This is a genomic window from Pseudomonas antarctica (assembly GCF_001647715.1).
GTDB lineage: Bacteria > Pseudomonadota > Gammaproteobacteria > Pseudomonadales > Pseudomonadaceae > Aquipseudomonas > Aquipseudomonas antarctica_A.
The window spans coordinates 4466886-4484288 of sequence record NZ_CP015600.1 but is presented as its reverse complement, the minus strand read 5'-3'; the positions used below and the strand labels follow the sequence as shown (position 1 = coordinate 4484288).

Sequence of the window (17403 nt, the reverse complement as noted above, 5' to 3'; positions counted from 1 at the left end):
TTCAGCGTTGCTTAACGCACAACCCACATCGGCGCCGATAGTGGCCTTTATTCCACAGTGGCACGGGTTACCTTTTTGGGGCTGGTGCCTCTCAGGATCACGCTGACCTTCCTCGTTCTTGGTTGAGCTGGGAGCATGAATAATCGTGGCATCGACGATGGTGCCCTGGCGCGGGGGCAGATCTTGTTCCTGTAAGTAACCGTTCGAAGTCGGAGAAGCTTATCTGGCTCATGCGTGCAGGTATCTGCACAACTTTGAAAGGCCGCCACATCCCCGCGAAAGCGGTGGGTCAGTCAACTTCAATGTTTGCTGAGCCGACGCCTTCGCGGGCAAGCCCGCTCCCACATTTGATTGAGTTCAGCTTCAGAGATCAGGCCGGCTGTCAGGCCGCCTCAGCTTTGCTTTTGATCTTGATCTGAGGTGCCGAGTGGTGGGGCAAGAGCGTTTTGCTTACTTTTGCGCTGTTCAAAAGTGAGTCGCCGTAAGGGCGGAACCCATAGCAGCCGTGATCCAAATAACGGATATGTACCCAGCGGCCCCGCGTCAACCACAGTACTCAACCCGTAAAAAAAGTTGTGTAGATACCTATGCTCATGCGTGGCTCGGGTCAGGTGGTGAAGGTGGCTTTCGGCACATCTGATTGATTGAGAACGCTCCCTGGAAATTCTTTCTCGCCGCCAGGCCAATACCTCATCACATGCAGAGGGCCATCACTTACGAACGGGATAAGGCGATTTACGAGAGTAGCTGTGCTTATTTGCGCCTTGAATTGTAGGAAATTGACCGCCGGTGGTGTACGTGATTTCCATTTAACTGTTTTTATATACAGTGTTTTAGGGTTTATCGTCTCCTGAAAAGAAAATGAGTGAAAAACGGTCCTGTGGAAAAAAAAAGCAACTCCGTTAGGTTGAGATTCTCTCCTTCAAGAAAGGAGAGTTCTTAATCAATAGCAATGGAGTAACAAATGAATAAACCACAAACCCAGACACCTCTTCGCCATGGTCGTGTCACATCCCCTTCCAGCCGTGGCGCAGTCGCCGTGGATCTCGGCCTGCTGGCTACCTGGCAAGTCAATGAAATGGAAGGCGGCAAGAACTTTCCGGCACTGATTGCCGGTCCGTTCCCGGCGCCTTATCAAACCGACAGTGACAGCGTCACCCCACCAGCCGACGGCTTCATCCTCAGCGGCGGCAAGACCGATGCCCGTGACTGCATCAACTTCACCAACGAGGAAATGGCCAAGAAACTCAACCGCGCCTTCACCTGGCCGCTGCTCAATGTCGACCCGGGTCAGACCTTCAAGGTCACCTGGGAATACACCGCACCGCACACCACCCGTGGCTATCGTTGGCTGATCACCAAGGATGGCTGGGATCCGAAACAGCGCATCACCCGCGCACAACTGGAACCCCAGCCGTTCGCCGAAGACTTCTATACCCAGGTGCCGTACTTCAGTCATCCAGGTGAACTGAAGGCCAAGGTCAATCACGAAGTGAAACTGCCGGCCAACAAAAAGGGCAAGCATGTGATCGTGTTGATGTGGATCGTCGCCAACACCGGCAACGCTTTCTATCAAGCCTTCGACGTGGACTTCAAATAAGCCCGCGCCGTTAAACCCATACGTTCTGAAGGATTAGAACATGTCAAAGATTGACTTCACCTTACTGAAATCGCCGCTGAACGATGTCGCTTCGCTGATGCCGAGCATTGCCGGCAAAAAGATCCTCATGGGCTTCTGGCACAACTGGCCTGCCGGCGCGAGCGACGGCTACCAGCGTGGCCAATTTGCCAACATGAACCTGGCGGACGTGCCGACGGATTACAACGTGGTGGCCGTGGCCTTCATGAAAGGCAACGGTATCCCAACGTTCAAGCCGTACAACCTTTCCGACGCCGAGTTCCGCCGCCAGGTGGGCGTGCTGAACAGCCAGGGCAGGGCGGTGCTGATTTCCCTTGGCGGCGCCGATGCGCACATCGAGTTGCATAAAGGCAACGAACAGCCATTGGCCAACGAGATTATCCGCCTGGTGGAAACCTATGGCTTTGATGGCCTGGACATCGATCTTGAGCAGAGCGCGATTGATTTCGCCGACAACAAGACTGTCCTGCCCGCTGCGTTGAAACTGGTCAAGGACCATTACGCCGGTGAAGGCAAACACTTCATTATCAGCATGGCGCCGGAGTTTCCTTACCTGACCACCGCCGGTAAATACGTCGGTTACATCCAGGCGCTGGAAGGCTATTACGACTTCATTGCCCCGCAGTATTACAACCAGGGGGGCGACGGGATCTGGGTGCAGGAGGTCAACAACGGCAACGGTGCCTGGATTGCCCAGAACAACGACGCAATGAAAGAGGATTTCCTGTTTTACCTGACCGAAAGTCTGGTGAGCGGAACGCGAGGGTTTACTAAAATCCCGGCGGACAAGTTCGTCATTGGCCTACCGGCTAACGTCGATGCAGCCGCCACCGGTTATGTGATCAACCCCGCAGCCGTGACCAATGCATTCAAGCGTTTGTACGACAAAGGGTTGTCGATCAAGGGCCTGATGACATGGTCGGTGAATTGGGACCGCGGGATCAGCAAAGACCACGTGCCCTATAACGGGGAATTCAGCCGCCGTTATGGGCCGTTGATCAAAGGCACTCACCTCTCTGGCCTCGGTGAGGATGAGGCGGATCTCGAAGTCGCCAATCGGCGGTAGCGCAAAGAGACATCTGGCAGACGTGCCTGATCTCAAACAGCTATGTTTATGATCTGATCGTTGGCTTCATGAAATAAAATCCGATGCCTGTTTGGGCATCGGATTTTCTGCGTCAAGCTCAAACCTTCATCCAGGTTTCTATGAATTGTTGTGCTCGCTTTCTGTTAGGCAAGCCTGAAACATTCTTAGGGAAACGCCGATTACTTCGGCCCCAGAATCTTCGCCAGCTTGTCCGGCGATGGCGCGCCTTGCTGTTGCTGCAAGCCGCCCTTGTCATCCAGATAGAAAATCGCTGGCGTTGCCGACAATTCCAGCTCTTCCATCAACTTCATGTTGGCATCGAGCTTGGCTTCGATATCCGCCGGAATCTTGTCCAGCGCCTGCAATTTGCTGCCTTTGCCGGCGGCTTCATGTTCTTCCAGGGCTTTCTGCGGGTCTTTGGCGGCGAACAGGGCGGCCGACTTGCCTGGGCTGTCTTCGCGGATAATACCGACCATGATGTGGCGCAACTGTACCTTGCCGGCTTTTACCCACGGCCGTGCCTGTTCCCAGAACATGTTGCAGTACGGGCAGTTGGGGTCGCTGAACAGGTAGACGATACGTGGCGCGTTTTTATCGCCGTCCTGAATCCAGCTGCTGTTTTCCATTTTGCCCCAGACTTCCTTGGCCATCGGCGCGTACACCAGTTTTTCCAGGGGCGCGCTGCTCAGGTCTTTGCCTTCGGCGTCGTACAGGTTGCCGGCGATCACGCTTTTGCCGTCGGCAGTCAGGTACAGGGCCATGCCGCGGTTCTGGTACTGCGCGGCGTAGCCGGTGAGCCCGCTGGGTGCGTCGAACTTGCCGAGGATCTTGGCGCCCTTGGCTTCAATCTGCTTGATCGGTGCAGGCCAGTCTTCGGCCTGGGCCAGGGTGGCCGCGAGCGTCAGCGGCAGCAGGGTCAGCAGGTGGCGGAGTCGAGGCATGTCGGTTTCCTTGTGGCGGCAGGGGCAGTGTCGAAGGGTTCCATGGCGCGGGCCAGGCTGGCCTGGGACAATTCGCCCAAGTGGCTGTTGATCAGGCGCCCATCGGCTTGGTAGAACAGGGTGGTCGGCAACGCCATGCTGCCCACGGCCTGGCCGAGCCGGCCGCTGGCGTCAAACAGCACGTTGTCGAGGGTCAGGCCTTGGGTGGCGAGGAAGGTGCTGACGCTTTGCATGCTTTCGGCCTGGTTGACGAACAGGAAGGTCACGTCCGGCCGTTGATGCTGCGCGCGCTCCAGCACCGGCATTTCCCGGCGGCACGGTGGGCACCAGGTGGCCCAGAGGTTGATCACCAGTGGGCCGCCTTTGTAATCGGCCAGTTGCACCACGTCGCCATTGGCATTGCGCAGGGTGATATCCGGCAGTTGCGCGCCTTTGTCGTAAAGGCTCAGGGACACGCTGGTCAGGCCCCAGAACACCAGCCCGGTGATCACACCGGCGCTTAACGGTTTGCGCAAGGCCGGGCGGCGCCAGCCGTACAACAGGGCACCCAGCACCAGTGCGATCACGCCGGGCCAGGCGAGAAAACCGCCGTCGCGCAGGTCAACCATCTGCAATGGGTCGCGGCTGTAATCGCTCCAATACATCAGTACAAAACTGACGCGGGCGACCAGCATGCCCAGCAGAAACAGGCTGAACAGCACCGATTCCGGGTTTTCACCGCCACGCTTGGCCACGCGCCAGCCCACCAGCGTGGCGAGAATCAGCGCGCTGATCAGCAGGATGTGATTCAGGGCGATGGCGAAGGTGCCGATGGTCAGGGTCAGCATCAGCGTGCGTCTCGGGTTTGCGTCCAGCGTTGCAGGAAGGCGGCGGCATCCACTTCGCCGGTGATGCGTTGTGCGCGGCGTTCTTCACCGTCCGGGCCGATCCACACGAAGCTCGGTGGCCCTGGCACCTTGTAGCGGCCGAGCAGTTCGCGGCTGGCGGCGTTGTCGGCGGTGACGTCCAGGCGCAGCAGGCGCACGTCTTTCAGCGCGGCCATCACTTCGGGTTTGCCGAACACTTGTTTTTCCATGATCTTGCACGACACGCACCAGTCGGCGTAGTAGTCCACCAGCACCCATTGGCCCTGGGCTTTGGCGCTGTCGAGTTGGCTTTGCAGCACAGTCGGGTCGCTGATGGTCATGAAGGCGTCGTGGGCGCTCGGCGCAGCCGCCACTGTTGATCCGCTGTAGACCTTCAACGGTTGCCACAGGTCGTCACTGCCACCGGCCGCGCCCACCATCAGCACTGCGCCCCACAGGCCCAGCACCAGGGAACCGGCGCCGAACACTTTGGCCGCCAGGCCGTACTCGCGGGCCAGTGTCCAGCCGCAGTAAGCCATCACCAGCGCCAATGCGCCCCACAGGCCAATCCACAGGCTTTCGCCGACCACCGGGCGAATCATCAGCACCGCAGTGCCGAGGAACAGGAAACCGAAAACGCCTTTGAGCACGTCCATCCAGCTGCCCGGTTTAGGCAGGAAGCGGTTGCCCACGGTGACCAGCAACAACAGTGGAATACCGATGCCGATGCCCATGGCGAACAGGATCAAACCACCGTGCAGCGCATTGCCGCTCTGGGCGATATACAGCAGGGCGCCGGCCAGTGGCGCGGTCATGCACGGCCCCACCAACAGGCCGGACAGTGCGCCAAGAATGCCGGCACCTACCAGGCTGCCGCCGCTTTGCTGGCGGCTGACATTGTCCAGGCGATCACGCACAAAGGCTGGCAGTTGCAGTTCAAAGAAACCAAACATGGGCAGGGCGAGGAGCACAAACAGCGCGGCGAAACTGCCGAGAATCCAGGGCGTTTGCAGCAGTGCTGCGAGGTTGCCGCCCAGCAACGCGGCCATTACGCCAAGCGCCGCATACACCAGGGCCATGCACACCACGTAGCTGCTGGCCAGGGCAAAACCGCGACGCGGGCTGGCGCCACTGCCCACCACCAGCCCTGCGAGGATCGGCAACATCGGCAACGAACAAGGGGCAAACGCCAGCAGCAAGCCCAAGCCAAAGAACACCAGCAGGCTCCAACCCAGGCTGCGCTGTTGCAGGCCGCTGGCCAGGCTTTGATCCTGGGCTTGGCCTTGGGCCTGCACTTGCGCAGTGCCCGCTATGGCCGGGGTGCCGCCCAGATCCACGGTAATCGACTGTGGCGGGTAGCACAGGCCCGCATCGGCGCAACCCTGCCAGCCCAGCTTGACCTGGCCGGTGGCACCGGCGGGGATCTTCACTTCCAGGCCTTGGCGATACACTTGCTGCTCGCCGAAGAACTCATCGCTATGGGCTTCACCCTGGGGCAATACCGGTTTTTCAGCCAGGCCGTCGAACTTCATGCGCTGCTGGTACAGGTAATAACCGTCGGCAATCTGCCAATACAGCTGGGTCTCGCCGGTTTCCAGGCGCTCGGAGGTAAAGGTGAAGGCCTTGCCCACCGGGAGGAAATCGGGTTTGGTCTCGAAGGGATTGCCCGGCGCGGCCTGGGCGAACCCTGCAAACAACACCAGCAGAAAGGTAAACAGATACCGCATGGTCAAGCCTTAGTTCGATGCAAGTTAGGCACACAATGTGTGGTGTTGATTAACCGATGATTAACCGGGCGCTATTCTAAAGTGAAGGGAAGCGCTGAGCGCGCCTCTTTTCACGGCATAATCGGCACTTAATCCGCTGGACCTTTAATCCCCCCATCATTCATGAAGGGTTAACCATGCACGTACTGGTCTGTGAAGACGACGAACTGATCGCCAGCGGCATCGTGGCCGGGCTCGGTGCCCAGGGCTTTACCGTCGAGCGCGTGGCCACGGCCGCTGCCGCACGCGCGATGCTCAAGGCGGCCAACTTCGACATCATGGTGCTCGACCTTGGCTTGCCCGACGAAGACGGCCTCAAGTTGCTGCAACAACAGCGCAGCCAGGGCCTGGAAATTCCGGTGCTGATCCTCACGGCGCGCGATTCGGTGACCAACCGTGTCGATGGCCTGCAGGCCGGTGCCGACGACTACCTGCTCAAACCCTTTGACCTGCGCGAACTTGCCGCACGCCTGCAAACCCTGCTGCGGCGAGTAGCAGGGCGCCGGGTTAACCTGATCGAACACGGTCATCTGGCCTACGACCCCAGCAGTCGCGAAACCTTCCTGGCCGGCCAGCCGGTAGACCTCTCCCGTCGCGAGCAAGCGCTGTTGCAGGCCCTGCTGCATAACAAAGGCCGGGTGCTCTCCAGCGAGCAGCTCAAGGACAGTGTCTACGGCTTCAACGACGAACTGGAAAGTAACGCCCTCAACGTGCACATCCACCACCTGCGACGCAAATTGGGCAACGGCATCGTCGAGACCGTGCGCGGCCTCGGTTATCGCCTGGGTACGGCGGATGGTGGTGTGGCTGACGAAGGAGACAACGCTTCGTGATGAGCCTGCGCCTGCGCCTGACGTTCAAGCTGGGCGCTGCTTTTGTGCTGATCTGGGTACTGGCGGCGGCCTGGATGCTCAACGATCTGCGTAACCAGATGATGTTTTCGCTCGACCAGCGCCTGGTGGCGTCGGCGCGTATGGTGGCGGGGCTGACCGAGCAGATGCCGGGCCTGGCCAGTGTGAGCGCGGGTACGCATTTGCGCACCGAGCAACTGAACGTGCCGGGCGGCATGGCCTGCCAGGTCAGCTCCCTGCGTGGGGAAATCCTCGCACGCAGTCACATGACCCCGGATGAAGGCCTTGAGTCGCGCAAGAGTGGCTTTCGCGATCAGGTGATCGACGGCGTAAGCTGGCGCAGTTTCACCCTGTCCCGTGGCGACTTGCTGATCACCACCGCCGACCGCCAGGTGGAGCGCGAGGCGTTGAACCTGTCGATATTGCTGGCCGCTTCGGTGCCGGTGGGTGTGGCGCTGCTGGGCTGCCTGTGCCTGCTGTGGCTGGGCATCGGCCAAAGCCTGTTGCCGCTCAACCGCATGCGCGATGCGCTGATGCGCCGCAGTGCTGATTCCCTCGAACCGCTGCAGATTCACCCGTTGCCCAGCGAGTTGAAACCACTGCTCGATACCCAGAACCAACTGTTGCAACGCATCGCCAAGACCATCGAGCGTGAGCGCCGCCTCACCGGCGACGCCGCCCACGAACTGCGCAGCCCGCTGACGGCGATCAAGACCCACCTGCAAGTGGCGCGCATGACCGAAGGCGCGGCGCGCGACCAGTCCCTGGCCCATGCCGAAGAAGGCGCCGACCGCTTGCATCGTACGTTGGAGCAATTGCTGCTGTTGGCGAGGGTGGAGGGCAGCCTGTCGTTCGACGACGGCCTGCAATCGAGTGCCGAACAAGTCGCGCGGTTGGCGATCCAGGATGCGAATGCCGGCGACAATCGGCGCATCGATCTGGTCCTGGCGGAGAACCTCACGCAAACCCCGGTGGAAATGCCGGTAGCCTTGGCCGTTGCAGCCCTGCGCAATTTGTTGGACAACGCTTTGCGCCATACCCCGGGCGACACCCGTGTGGAGTTGAATGTGTTCACCACGGCCGACACAGTAGTGTTCCGCGTGCGTGACCACGGCAAGCAAATCTCCAGCGAAGACCTGCAATACCTGACCCAACGCTTCTGGCGCAATGGCAGCAGCGAAGGCTGCGGCCTGGGGCTGGCGATCGTTCAGGCGATCGTGCAACGCTGCTCTTGCTCCTTGAAGTTCGACAGCCAGCCGGATGGTCTGCGGGTCGACCTGGGCATGCCATTACGGCGCTGATCACTTTTTTTCAAGTGGCAAAAATAGTTACCGCCCTCCTGGATTTCATACGTTCAGGATGGCGGTAATTTTTTGCGCTTGAACGGGCTGAATGACTCGGCCTGTACTGAAAAGGACGGTTCTTATGTTGGTGATCGACAGCAGTTTCCCCGCCATGGATTTCAATCAACGCGACGGTGAAACCGTGCGGCAAGTGGTCCTGCATTACACGGCGGCGCCCTTTGCCTCGTCCCTGCGTACCCTCACCCAGGATGGCGTCAGTGCTCATTATCTGGTGCCGGACCCCGATGACAGTGGCTACCAGGCACTCGGATACGAAGAGTTACGCGCGTTTCGCTTGGTACACGAGGACCAGCGCGCCTGGCATGCCGGGGTGAGCCATTGGGGTGGGCGCGATAACCTCAATAGCCGCTCCATTGGCATCGAGATAGTCAATTTGGTGCGCGATGATGGGGGCGTATTGACCTTTCCTGCCTACGGTGAGGAGCAGGTTGAGGTGTTGATTGCGTTGGTGCGCGACCTACTCGCGCGATACCCGCAGATTGGCCCGACTGATATTCTTGGGCATTCGGATGTGGCGTATTGGCGCAAGAGTGATCCGGGGCCTCGACTACCTTGGCGGTGTTTGTTCGAGGCCGGTATCGGGGCCTGGTTTGATGAGTCGACGCGGGTGATGTATCAGCGGCGATTTTCTTTGGGGCTGCCGCCAGAGGTTGAGATAGAGCGGGCGTTTCAGCGATATGGCTATAAGCCGGCTCAGAATCGCAGGGCCTTTGAGTTAAGGACGCGGGCGTTTCAGATGCACTTTCGGAGCCGGGATTATGCTGGGGTTCTGGATGGGGAGACGTGCGCGATTTTGTATGCGTTGAATGAGCGGTATCGGGCGGTGTGAGCTCGAGTGGTCGGAGCAGCCCATCGACCTGATGCACTGAGATCCAACGGTGGCAGCGGGCTTGCTCGCGAATCCAATCAAAAACCATAACAAGCCTAAATCCCCCCACCGCTGGTGCGTCTCCAGAACATGAAATCCGTGCGCACCACGGATCGGCAGTTTGGTCACCCCCACCCGCGTATTGAGGGATCGAGAGATGTCAGTCGCTACCAGCCGTATCGAAGACGCCCCGGTGTATGCCAACCCGGCACCTGCGGAAACGCTCTACCAATTTGAAGAAACCCCACTGTTGGCCCGCCAACGCCAGCAGGAATCCAACGCCCGCAGCTACCCACGGCGTATTCCTTTGGCACTCAAGCGTGCCAAGGGGATCTACGTGGAAGACGTGGAAGGCCGCAGTTTCATCGACTGCCTGGCGGGTGCAGGCACCTTGGCGCTGGGCCACAACCACCCGGTGGTGATCGAAGCCATCCAGCAGGTACTCAGCGACGAGCTCCCGCTGCACACCCTCGACCTGACGACGCCAGTCAAGGACCAGTTCGTACAAGACCTGTTCGGCCTGTTGCCTGCAGCGCTTGCGCAGGAAGCGAAAATCCAGTTCTGCGGCCCCACCGGCACCGACGCGGTGGAAGCCGCGTTGAAGCTGGTGCGCACGGCCACCGGTCGCAGCACGGTGTTGTCGTTCCAGGGCGGTTACCACGGCATGAGCCAGGGCGCACTCAGCCTGATGGGCAGCCTGGGGCCGAAAAAACCGTTGGGCGCCTTGCTCGGCAATGGCGTGCAATTTCTGCCTTTCCCCTACGACTACCGCTGCCCCTTCGGCCTGGGCGGCGCGGAAGGAGTGCGGGTCAATCTGCATTACCTGGAAAATCTGTTGAACGACCCGGAAGGCGGGGTGTTGCTGCCGGCGGCGGTGATTGTCGAAGTGGTGCAGGGCGAGGGCGGGGTGATTCCGGCCGACCTTGATTGGCTACGTGGCTTGCGACGCATCACCGAGCAGGCGGGCGTGGCGTTGATCGTTGATGAAATCCAGAGCGGTTTCGGCCGCACCGGCAAGATGTTTGCCTTCGAACATGCCGGCATCATCCCGGATGTGGTGGTGATGTCCAAAGCCATCGGCGGCAGCTTGCCGCTGGCGGTAGTGGTGTATCGCGACTGGCTCGACACCTGGCTGCCGGGCGCGCATGCCGGGACTTTCCGTGGTAACCAGATGGCCATGGCGGCGGGTTCGGCGGTGATGCGCTACCTCAAGGAGCACGACCTGGCCGGTCATGCAGCCGCCATGGGCGAGCGCCTTGGCGAACACCTGCGCATCCTGCAGCGAGACTTCGCGTATCTGGGGGATATTCGTGGTCGTGGCTTGATGCTGGGCGTGGAGCTGGTGGACCCGAACGGCACCCTGGATATTCAGGGACACCCGCCGGTGCATCGCCAACTGGCACCGCTGGTTCAGCGTGAATGCCTCAAGCGTGGCCTGATCCTGGAGTTGGGCGGTCGGCATGGCTGCGTGGTGCGGTTCCTGCCACCGTTGGTGATTACGGCCGTCGAAGTCGACCGGGTTGCGGAGATCTTCGGTCGCGCCTTGGCGGCAGCGGTCGCCAGCCTCTAATTTTTCGCAAGCCTGGTACGTTTCTACAGATATCAGCGCTGCGCGTGGTGCGCAGCCAGCCTTTTTAGCGATGGAGAACAGCAATGACCTCAGTATTTGACCGCGACGACATCCTGTTTCAGGTAGTGGTCAACCACGAAGAACAGTATTCCATCTGGCCCGACTACAAGGTCGTACCGGAAGGCTGGCGCACCGTGGGCAAGAGCGGCATGAAGAAAGAGTGCCTGGCTTACATCGAAGAAGTCTGGACCGATATGCGCCCGCTGAGCCTGCGTCAGAAGATGGACGCTGCTGCGCTGGCCAGCTGACACACCGCTGCCCCAAACTGTGGGAGCGGGCTTGCCCGCGATAGCTGAGTGTCAGTTTGCAACTACGTCGACTGACACACCACTCTCGCGGGCAAGCCCGCTCCCACAGAACAGCCCTATTGCGGTGTGTTGGTATACAGATAATCCGTCGCCAACGACGCCAGTGTCCGCACTCCTACCACCAACGCCGACTCATCCACAAAGAAGCCCGGATTATGGTTCGGCGCGGCTTTGCTCATGTCCTGATCCCTCGGGGTCACCCCCAGGAACACAAACAGTCCTGGCGCTTGCTTGGCATAAAACGAGAAGTCCTCGGCACCGCCAACCAGCGGCCCTTGCACCACATCATCCTTGGCCGCCCAGCGCAGGCTTGGCAGCATTTTCTCGGTCAGCGCCGGGTTGTTGATGGTCGGGTCGTACTTCTCGATGATGGTGACTTCGGCCTTGGCACCGCCACTCTCGGCGATTTTTTCCACGGTCTGGCGCACATCCGCGTGCAGCTTCTGGCGAATGCCGTAATCGTAGGAGCGAATGGTGCCGCTCATGTCGACCGACTCCGGGATGATGTTGTAGCGCGTGCCGCCGTTGATGGTGCCAATGCTCACCACCGACGGAAACGACGAGATGTCGGTACGCCGGCTCACCACGGTTTGCAGGCCGACAATGGTTTGCGCGCCAACGGTGATCGGGTCGATGCCGTCCCACGGGCGGCCGGCGTGGGTCTGTTTGCCGAGGATCTTGATGCGCAGGTCATCGGAACTGGCCAGGGTCGGGCCCGGGCGGTAAGTGATCTGCCCGGCCGGTACGCCGGCCCAGACATGCAGGCCGAACACGGCATCCGGCTTGGGTGCCGTCATCACGCCTTCCTGCACCATCATTTTCGCGCCCCAGGTGTTCTTGCCGTCGGGGATAAAGTCGCTCGGGCCTTCTTCGGCCGGCTGGAAATAAAACACCACGGTGCCGGGCAGGCGGTCACGCATGCCGGTAAGAATTTTCGCTGTGCTCAGCAGGATCGCGGTGTGGGCGTCGTGGCCACAGGCGTGCATGACGTCGACCTCTTTGCCCAGGTAGGTGCCTTTGGCCTTCGAGGCGAAGGGCAGGTCGGCGACTTCCTTGACCGGCAGCGCATCCATGTCGGCGCGCAAGGCGACGGTGGGGCCGGGCAGGCCACCCTTCAAGATGGCGACGACGCCGGTGCGGGCCACGCCGGTTTTCACCTCAAGGCCGAGGTCGCGAAGTTGTTTGGCGACCAGCTCGGCGGTGCGTGTCTCGGTATTGCCCAATTCGGGGTGAGCGTGGATATCGCGGCGGGTTTCCAGCAGGCTCGGCTCCAGCGCCTTGGCCTGGGTGGCGATTTCCTCGCGGGCGCTGTCCTGGCCACTGCTGGCGGCAATCACCGCGCTGCTGGCGACCCCGCACAGCACGCCTAAAACCCATCGGTGTGTCAGACCATTCAAACGCATAAAGACCTCTCCTGAGTTTATTGTTGTTGATCTTTCTCCTGCACGCTGCCGGCGGTCACCACCTGCACACTCAAGCGCGGCGTGGCCAAATCCAGCCCGGCCTCATCCAGATGGCGCTTGAGCGACAGGTTGAACGCCCGCGACACTTCCCACTGCTTGATCGGCGCGGTTTTGAAGCGCGCGCGCAGGATCGCACTGCCGGACTCGAAGCTTTCCACGCCCTGAATTTCCAGCGGCGACCAGATGTTGCGGCGTTGCAGTGGGTCGTTGCGCATTTTCTGGCCGACGTCGCGCATCAACTTGATGGCGTCGTCGATTTCCATGTTGTAGGGGATCGCCACCCGGAAGATCGCGTAGCCGAACTCCCGCGAGTAGTTCTTGATGCTCTTGATTTCGCTGAACGGAATGGTGTGCACGATGCCGTCGATGTCCCGCAGGCGCACGGTACGGATGGTCAGGCCCTCGACGGTACCGAGGTGGCCGCCAACGTCCACGTAGTCATCGATGGCCAGGGAGTCTTCGATGATGATGAACAGGCCGGTAATCAGGTCCGCTACCAGCGATTGCGCACCAAAACCGATGGCCAGGCCGATCACACCGGCACCGGCCAGCAGTGGCGTGACGTTCATGCCCATGTTCGCCAGGGCGACGATGGCGGCGATGATAAAGATGGTCACGAACAGCACGTTGCGAATCAGCGGCATCATGGTCTGCGCACGCGCGTTGGCCAGGCCTTTGCGCGAGCGCGTGAGGGCGTGGTGGATCGCGGTGTCGCTGAGGATCCAGATCAACCAGGCAAACAGCAGCGTGCCGCCAAGGCCGAACAGCTTGACGCTGATTTCATGGCCATCGCCTTCGGTAAAACGAATCAGCGAAAGGCCCCAGACGCGCAAGCCCAATTCGATAAACGCCAGCCACACCACCAAATGAGCCAGGGTGTACACGAAGCTTTTCAGGCGCTCGGAGTAGAGCGCGTGGCGCTTGTGCCCGCGTAGCGGTTTGAGCGCATGACGGCGCACCAGCCCGTTGATCACCATGCACAACACCAGCAACACCGTGCATAACAGAGATTGGCGCAGGGCGGTGCTGGTGTCGCCGGCAGACAGGAAGGTGGCAAACAACGAGATGCCCACCAGCAGCAGCGCCGGTAAATACCAGAAGCTGCCGATAATCGAGAGCGTGTCGGTGATGGCGCGGCGGGTAAGGCGCCGGGACAGCGGTTGGTTGCGGATCAGGTGGGCGATCGGCCGGCGGAAACGCAGGATAAATACGCCGGTGGACAATGCCGCCATCACATTGGCGACGGTCGCCGCCGTATGGGCCAGGTGCTGACCCAGGGCCTGCATCATTCGCGGGTCGCTCAGCGCTTCACCAAAGGCGGCGAAGCTGCCGATCAGCCACAGCGGGCGGAAGGCCTGGCGACGCAGGATGTAGAGCGCGCGGTGGCGGTGCGGGCCGTCCAGTACGGAGAAGGCAATCACGCAGATCGCCGAGAAACAGGTGCCGACCACCAATGCGTAAGCCAGCACCATCGCCAGGGATTTGCCCAGGGACGAGGGCAGCACATAGCTCAGGTAAACCGTGATGACCAGGGCAATCAGCCATGGCCCCAATTTGCGCAGGGCGAAGCGCAGCATGTCCCAGGTACGTGGGTGTTGCGGCAGTTCCTCGGGCAAGCCGAAACGCTCGCGTACGCGGTGGCTGAGCCAGATCAGGGCGGCGGCCAGCAGGCTCCATACCGCCAGGATCACGGCAAAGCCGAAAATGATCGGCAGCCATTCACTGGCCGGCATCATCAGCGCGCCGAGTTCATCCTTGGCCAGGTCAACTTCGTTGGACCAGCGCCCCAGCGGGCTGTCTGCACCGGAAAACTGTGCCTCAAGGCCGGCCAGGGTGCCGCCGATCAACCCGAGAACGCCTTGTTCGGCGGCGGGTTGGGCCTTTTGCGTGGCTTCGCGCAGCTTCTTTAAATCGCTCAGCAACTGAGTGCGCTGCCGGTCGTTTTCCAGGGTTTTGATGACCTCGTCCAGCGACTGCCCCAGCGGTACATCGGCCTGGGGTTGGGGCTTGTTGGTGCTGCCCAGCAAGCCGGGCAAGCCCACGGCTTGGGCAGGCGTGAGCGGCAGCAGCATCAGCAGGGCGATCAGGAAACAGCAGGGCAGGGCACGAAGACGGGAAAGCACGAGGCGGTCAACCTTGGAAACGACGAATTGACCGAGTGTACGAGGCCGTTATGCCCAATGCGAGTGCATTTGTCATTCCGCCAGTTTGGCGAGGATTTTGTAAACCACGGTTCCCAGGATCAGCAGCATACCGACCCACATGCCAAACACGCCGACGGGCTTGTCGCGAAAGTTGAAGCCGGTCGCGAGCAGGATCATGCCGATCAGGATGGGGATAAGCATGGCGTGGAAAGAGGACATGGAGATCATGGGGCGACGGCCTTGTCAGAGTGGGAATACTGACAAGTCTAGGTCGGATTATCAGAAGTGCAGATGATGCAGGTCAGTTTGCAGGCCAGGTGTACACAAAACCCAATGTGGGAGGGGGATTGCTCCCGATGACAGTCTATCAGTCACTAAAATGTTGACTGACCCACTGCTATCGGGGGCAAGCCCCCTCCCACATTTTTGACCGAGTTGCCCTGCAAATTCAGGGCAGGTCGCGGCTCGCGTAGAACGCACCCAGTACCTTCACCAAATGCGCCAGGTCATGGCTGCCGCACAGTTCACGGATGGAGTGCATGGCAAACGTCGGCAGGCCGATGTCCACGGTGCGTACGCCCAAATGGCTGGCGGTGATCGGGCCGATGGTCGAGCCGCAGCCCATGTCGCTGCGTACCACAAAACTCTGCACCGGGACTTCCTGGGCCATGCACAGGTGGCGGAAGAAGCCGGCGGTTTCGCTGTTGGTGGCGTAGCGCTGGTTGCTGTTGACCTTTATCACCGGGCCCGCATTGAGTTTCGGGCCATGGTTGGCGTCGTGTTTCTCGGCGTAGTTTGGATGGACACCGTGGGCATTGTCCGCCGACACCAACAGTGATTTCTGAATGGTACGTACGAATTCATCACCTTCCGGCAACAGGCGGCGCAGGGTCTGTTCCAGCATCGGACCATCGGCACCGCAGGCCGAGCAGGAGCCGACTTCTTCGTGGTCGTTGCACACCAGCACACAGGTTTCATCGGTTTCGCTGGTGAGCAAGGCTTGCAGGCCGGCGTAGCACGACAACAGGTTGTCGAGGCGGGCGCCGGCGATGAAGTCGCCATTGAGGCCAATCACTGCAGCACTTTGGGTGTCGTAGAAGCTCAACTCGTAGTCGAGTACCACGTCGGCGTTCAGGCCGTGTTCGCGCGCCAGTTGCTCGGTGAGCACAGCGCGGAAGTCCACGCGTTCGTCACCGGCGAATTGCGCCAGGATCGGCGGCAGCTCGGTCTGTGCGTTGATCGCCCAACCCTGGTTGGCTTCACGGTTCAGGTGAATGGCCAGGTTGGGGATGATGGCGATGGGCAGCTTGAAGTCGATCAGCTGGCTCTCGACCTTGCCGTCGCGGCGGAAGGTCACGCGGCCGGCCAGCGACAGGTCGCGGTCGAACCATGGGGCCAGCAGCGCACCGCCGTAGACTTCCACACCCAACTGCCAGAAGCCCTGGCGCTGCAGCTCCGGCTGGGGCTTGACCCGCAGGCACGGGCTGTCGGTGTGGGCGCCGACCAGGCGAATCCCGCCCTGCAGCGGCGAGTGGCGGCCGAGCTTGAACGCGATGATCGAGGAATCGTTACGGGTCACGTAATAGCGACCGTTGGCCTCGGTGGCCCAGGTTTCGCGCTCGTCGAGACGCTGGTAACCGGCCGCTTCCAGGCGCTGGGCGAGGGCGGCAGTGGCATGAAAAGGAGTAGGGGAGGCCTTGAGGAAGTCGATCAGGCCTTGATTCAACGCTTCGCGCATAAATAGCTCCAGACAGCAATGCGCGGAGTTTACCGTTCGATGGCCAGAAGTGCACATTACAAATGTGGGAGGGGGCAAGCCCCCTCCCACATTTTTAATGCATTGCCAACTTAGAAAGGGGCAGGGCACTCAAAGCGCAGCCGCTCACCACTTTGCGGGTGCGTAAAGCTCAACATGCTCGCATGCAGGCACAGGCGCGGCCAGGCGGCCAGGGCTTGTTCGTGGGCGTACAAGCCATCACCCAACAGCGGGTGGCCGATCGACAGCATATGCACACGCAACTGGTGCGAACGCCCGGTAATCGGCGTCAGCTCGACGCGGCACCAGTCACCGCAACGTTCCAGTACTTTCCAGAAGGTCAGCGCATGCTTGCCGAACTCATGGTCGACCACATGGCGTGGTTTGGTCGGCGGGTCGTAGCGCAGGGGCAGGTCGATGCTGCCGCTGTCCAGTGCCGGCTGGCCCCAGGCCAAGGCGGTGTAGGCCTTTTCGGTTTCGCGATCGTGAAACTGACGGGACAGTTCGCGGTGGGTGTCGGCGTCCCGCGCGAGCAGGATGATCCCTGAGGTTTCCCAGTCCAGGCGATGGACAATGCGGGCCTCGGGGTAGCCGTTTTCCTGGAGGCGGGTGATCAGGCAGTCCTTGTTGTCATCGGCGCGGCCGGGCACCGAGAGCAGCAAGGTCGGCTTGTTCACCACCAGGACAGCATCGTCCTGATGCAGGATATGAATATTGGACAGCGGCATTAAACAGCCTCGT

Annotated in this window: 14 protein-coding genes and 2 pseudogenes; 7 read left to right on the top strand and 9 right to left on the bottom strand. The window is 60.6% G+C overall.

Annotation, left to right across the window (positions count from 1 at the left end; genetic code table 11):
- Positions 1-27: 27 nt before the first annotated feature.
- Positions 28-204, bottom strand: a pseudogene (locus A7J50_RS31690) (IS5/IS1182 family transposase); the annotation flags it as partial.
- A gap of 760 nt (positions 205-964) precedes the next feature.
- On the opposite strand from A7J50_RS31690, the gene A7J50_RS20300 reads away from it, so the two are divergent.
- A complete protein-coding gene (locus tag A7J50_RS20300) occupies positions 965-1600 on the top strand; it encodes a lytic polysaccharide monooxygenase auxiliary activity family 9 protein (RefSeq protein WP_064453415.1) in 636 nt (211 codons plus the stop codon).
- 40 nt (positions 1601-1640) lie between these two features.
- Positions 1641-2639, top strand: a pseudogene (locus A7J50_RS20295) (chitinase); the annotation flags it as partial.
- A gap of 266 nt (positions 2640-2905) precedes the next feature.
- Here A7J50_RS20295 and dsbG read toward each other — a convergent pair.
- The 3 genes from dsbG to dsbD are packed head-to-tail and all read right to left on the bottom strand — an operon-like array spanning position 2906 to position 6239.
- The gene (gene dsbG, locus A7J50_RS20290) at positions 2906-3667 is read right to left on the bottom strand and encodes a thiol:disulfide interchange protein DsbG (protein ID WP_064453414.1); all 762 of its coding nucleotides are present in this window, start codon (positions 3665-3667) and stop codon (positions 2906-2908) included.
- Positions 3643-4494: a TlpA disulfide reductase family protein gene (locus A7J50_RS20285; protein WP_064453413.1), complete on the bottom strand. Its 852-nt coding sequence runs from the start codon at positions 4492-4494 to the stop codon at positions 3643-3645. The genes dsbG and A7J50_RS20285 overlap by 25 nt, the downstream gene beginning before the upstream one ends.
- On the bottom strand, positions 4494-6239 hold the full coding sequence (dsbD, locus tag A7J50_RS20280) for a protein-disulfide reductase DsbD (protein WP_064453412.1): 1746 nt from the start codon (positions 6237-6239) through the stop codon (positions 4494-4496). The genes A7J50_RS20285 and dsbD overlap by 1 nt, the downstream gene beginning before the upstream one ends.
- Positions 6240-6415: 176 nt before the next feature.
- Here dsbD and A7J50_RS20275 point away from each other — a divergent pair, with 176 nt between their 5' ends.
- The 5 genes from A7J50_RS20275 (at position 6416) to A7J50_RS20255 (ending at position 11239) form a co-directional block, all read left to right on the top strand.
- Positions 6416-7111, top strand: coding sequence for a response regulator transcription factor (locus tag A7J50_RS20275; RefSeq protein WP_064453411.1), 696 nt, complete (start codon positions 6416-6418; stop codon positions 7109-7111).
- Positions 7111-8430, top strand: a complete 1320-nt coding sequence (locus A7J50_RS20270) for an ATP-binding protein (RefSeq protein WP_064453410.1) — start codon at positions 7111-7113, stop codon at positions 8428-8430. Before A7J50_RS20275 ends, A7J50_RS20270 begins: the two co-directional genes overlap by 1 nt.
- A 124-nt stretch (positions 8431-8554) precedes the next feature.
- A complete protein-coding gene (locus A7J50_RS20265) occupies positions 8555-9322 on the top strand; it encodes an N-acetylmuramoyl-L-alanine amidase (RefSeq protein ID WP_064453409.1) in 768 nt (255 codons plus the stop codon).
- Positions 9323-9518: 196 nt separating this feature from the next.
- Positions 9519-10931, top strand: coding sequence for an aspartate aminotransferase family protein (locus A7J50_RS20260; protein WP_064453408.1), 1413 nt, complete (start codon positions 9519-9521; stop codon positions 10929-10931).
- 83 nt (positions 10932-11014) lie between these two features.
- Entirely contained in the window at positions 11015-11239 is a 225-nt protein-coding gene (locus A7J50_RS20255) for an MbtH family protein (protein ID WP_064453407.1), read from the top strand.
- A 116-nt stretch (positions 11240-11355) separates the two neighbouring features.
- On the opposite strand, the gene A7J50_RS20250 is transcribed toward A7J50_RS20255, so the two are convergent.
- The 5 genes from A7J50_RS20250 to A7J50_RS20235 all read right to left on the bottom strand — a co-directional run bounded on the left by A7J50_RS20250 (position 11356) and on the right by A7J50_RS20235 (position 17390).
- The gene (locus tag A7J50_RS20250) at positions 11356-12702 is read right to left on the bottom strand and encodes an amidohydrolase (protein ID WP_064453406.1); all 1347 of its coding nucleotides are present in this window, start codon (positions 12700-12702) and stop codon (positions 11356-11358) included.
- 17 nt (positions 12703-12719) lie between these two features.
- Positions 12720-14885 carry a mechanosensitive ion channel family protein gene (locus tag A7J50_RS20245; protein WP_064453405.1) on the bottom strand — a complete coding sequence of 722 codons (2166 nt, stop codon included), beginning with the start codon at positions 14883-14885 and terminating at the stop codon, positions 12720-12722.
- Positions 14886-14957: 72 nt separating this feature from the next.
- On the bottom strand, positions 14958-15125 hold the full coding sequence (locus A7J50_RS31685; RefSeq protein WP_162232027.1) for a hypothetical protein: 168 nt from the start codon (positions 15123-15125) through the stop codon (positions 14958-14960).
- A 229-nt stretch (positions 15126-15354) separates the two neighbouring features.
- On the bottom strand, positions 15355-16644 hold the full coding sequence (locus A7J50_RS20240) for a M18 family aminopeptidase (RefSeq protein ID WP_053257251.1): 1290 nt from the start codon (positions 16642-16644) through the stop codon (positions 15355-15357).
- Positions 16645-16754: 110 nt separating this feature from the next.
- Positions 16755-17390: an RluA family pseudouridine synthase gene (locus A7J50_RS20235; RefSeq protein WP_003192838.1), complete on the bottom strand. Its 636-nt coding sequence runs from the start codon at positions 17388-17390 to the stop codon at positions 16755-16757.
- Between the last annotated feature and the right edge of the window lie 13 nt (positions 17391-17403).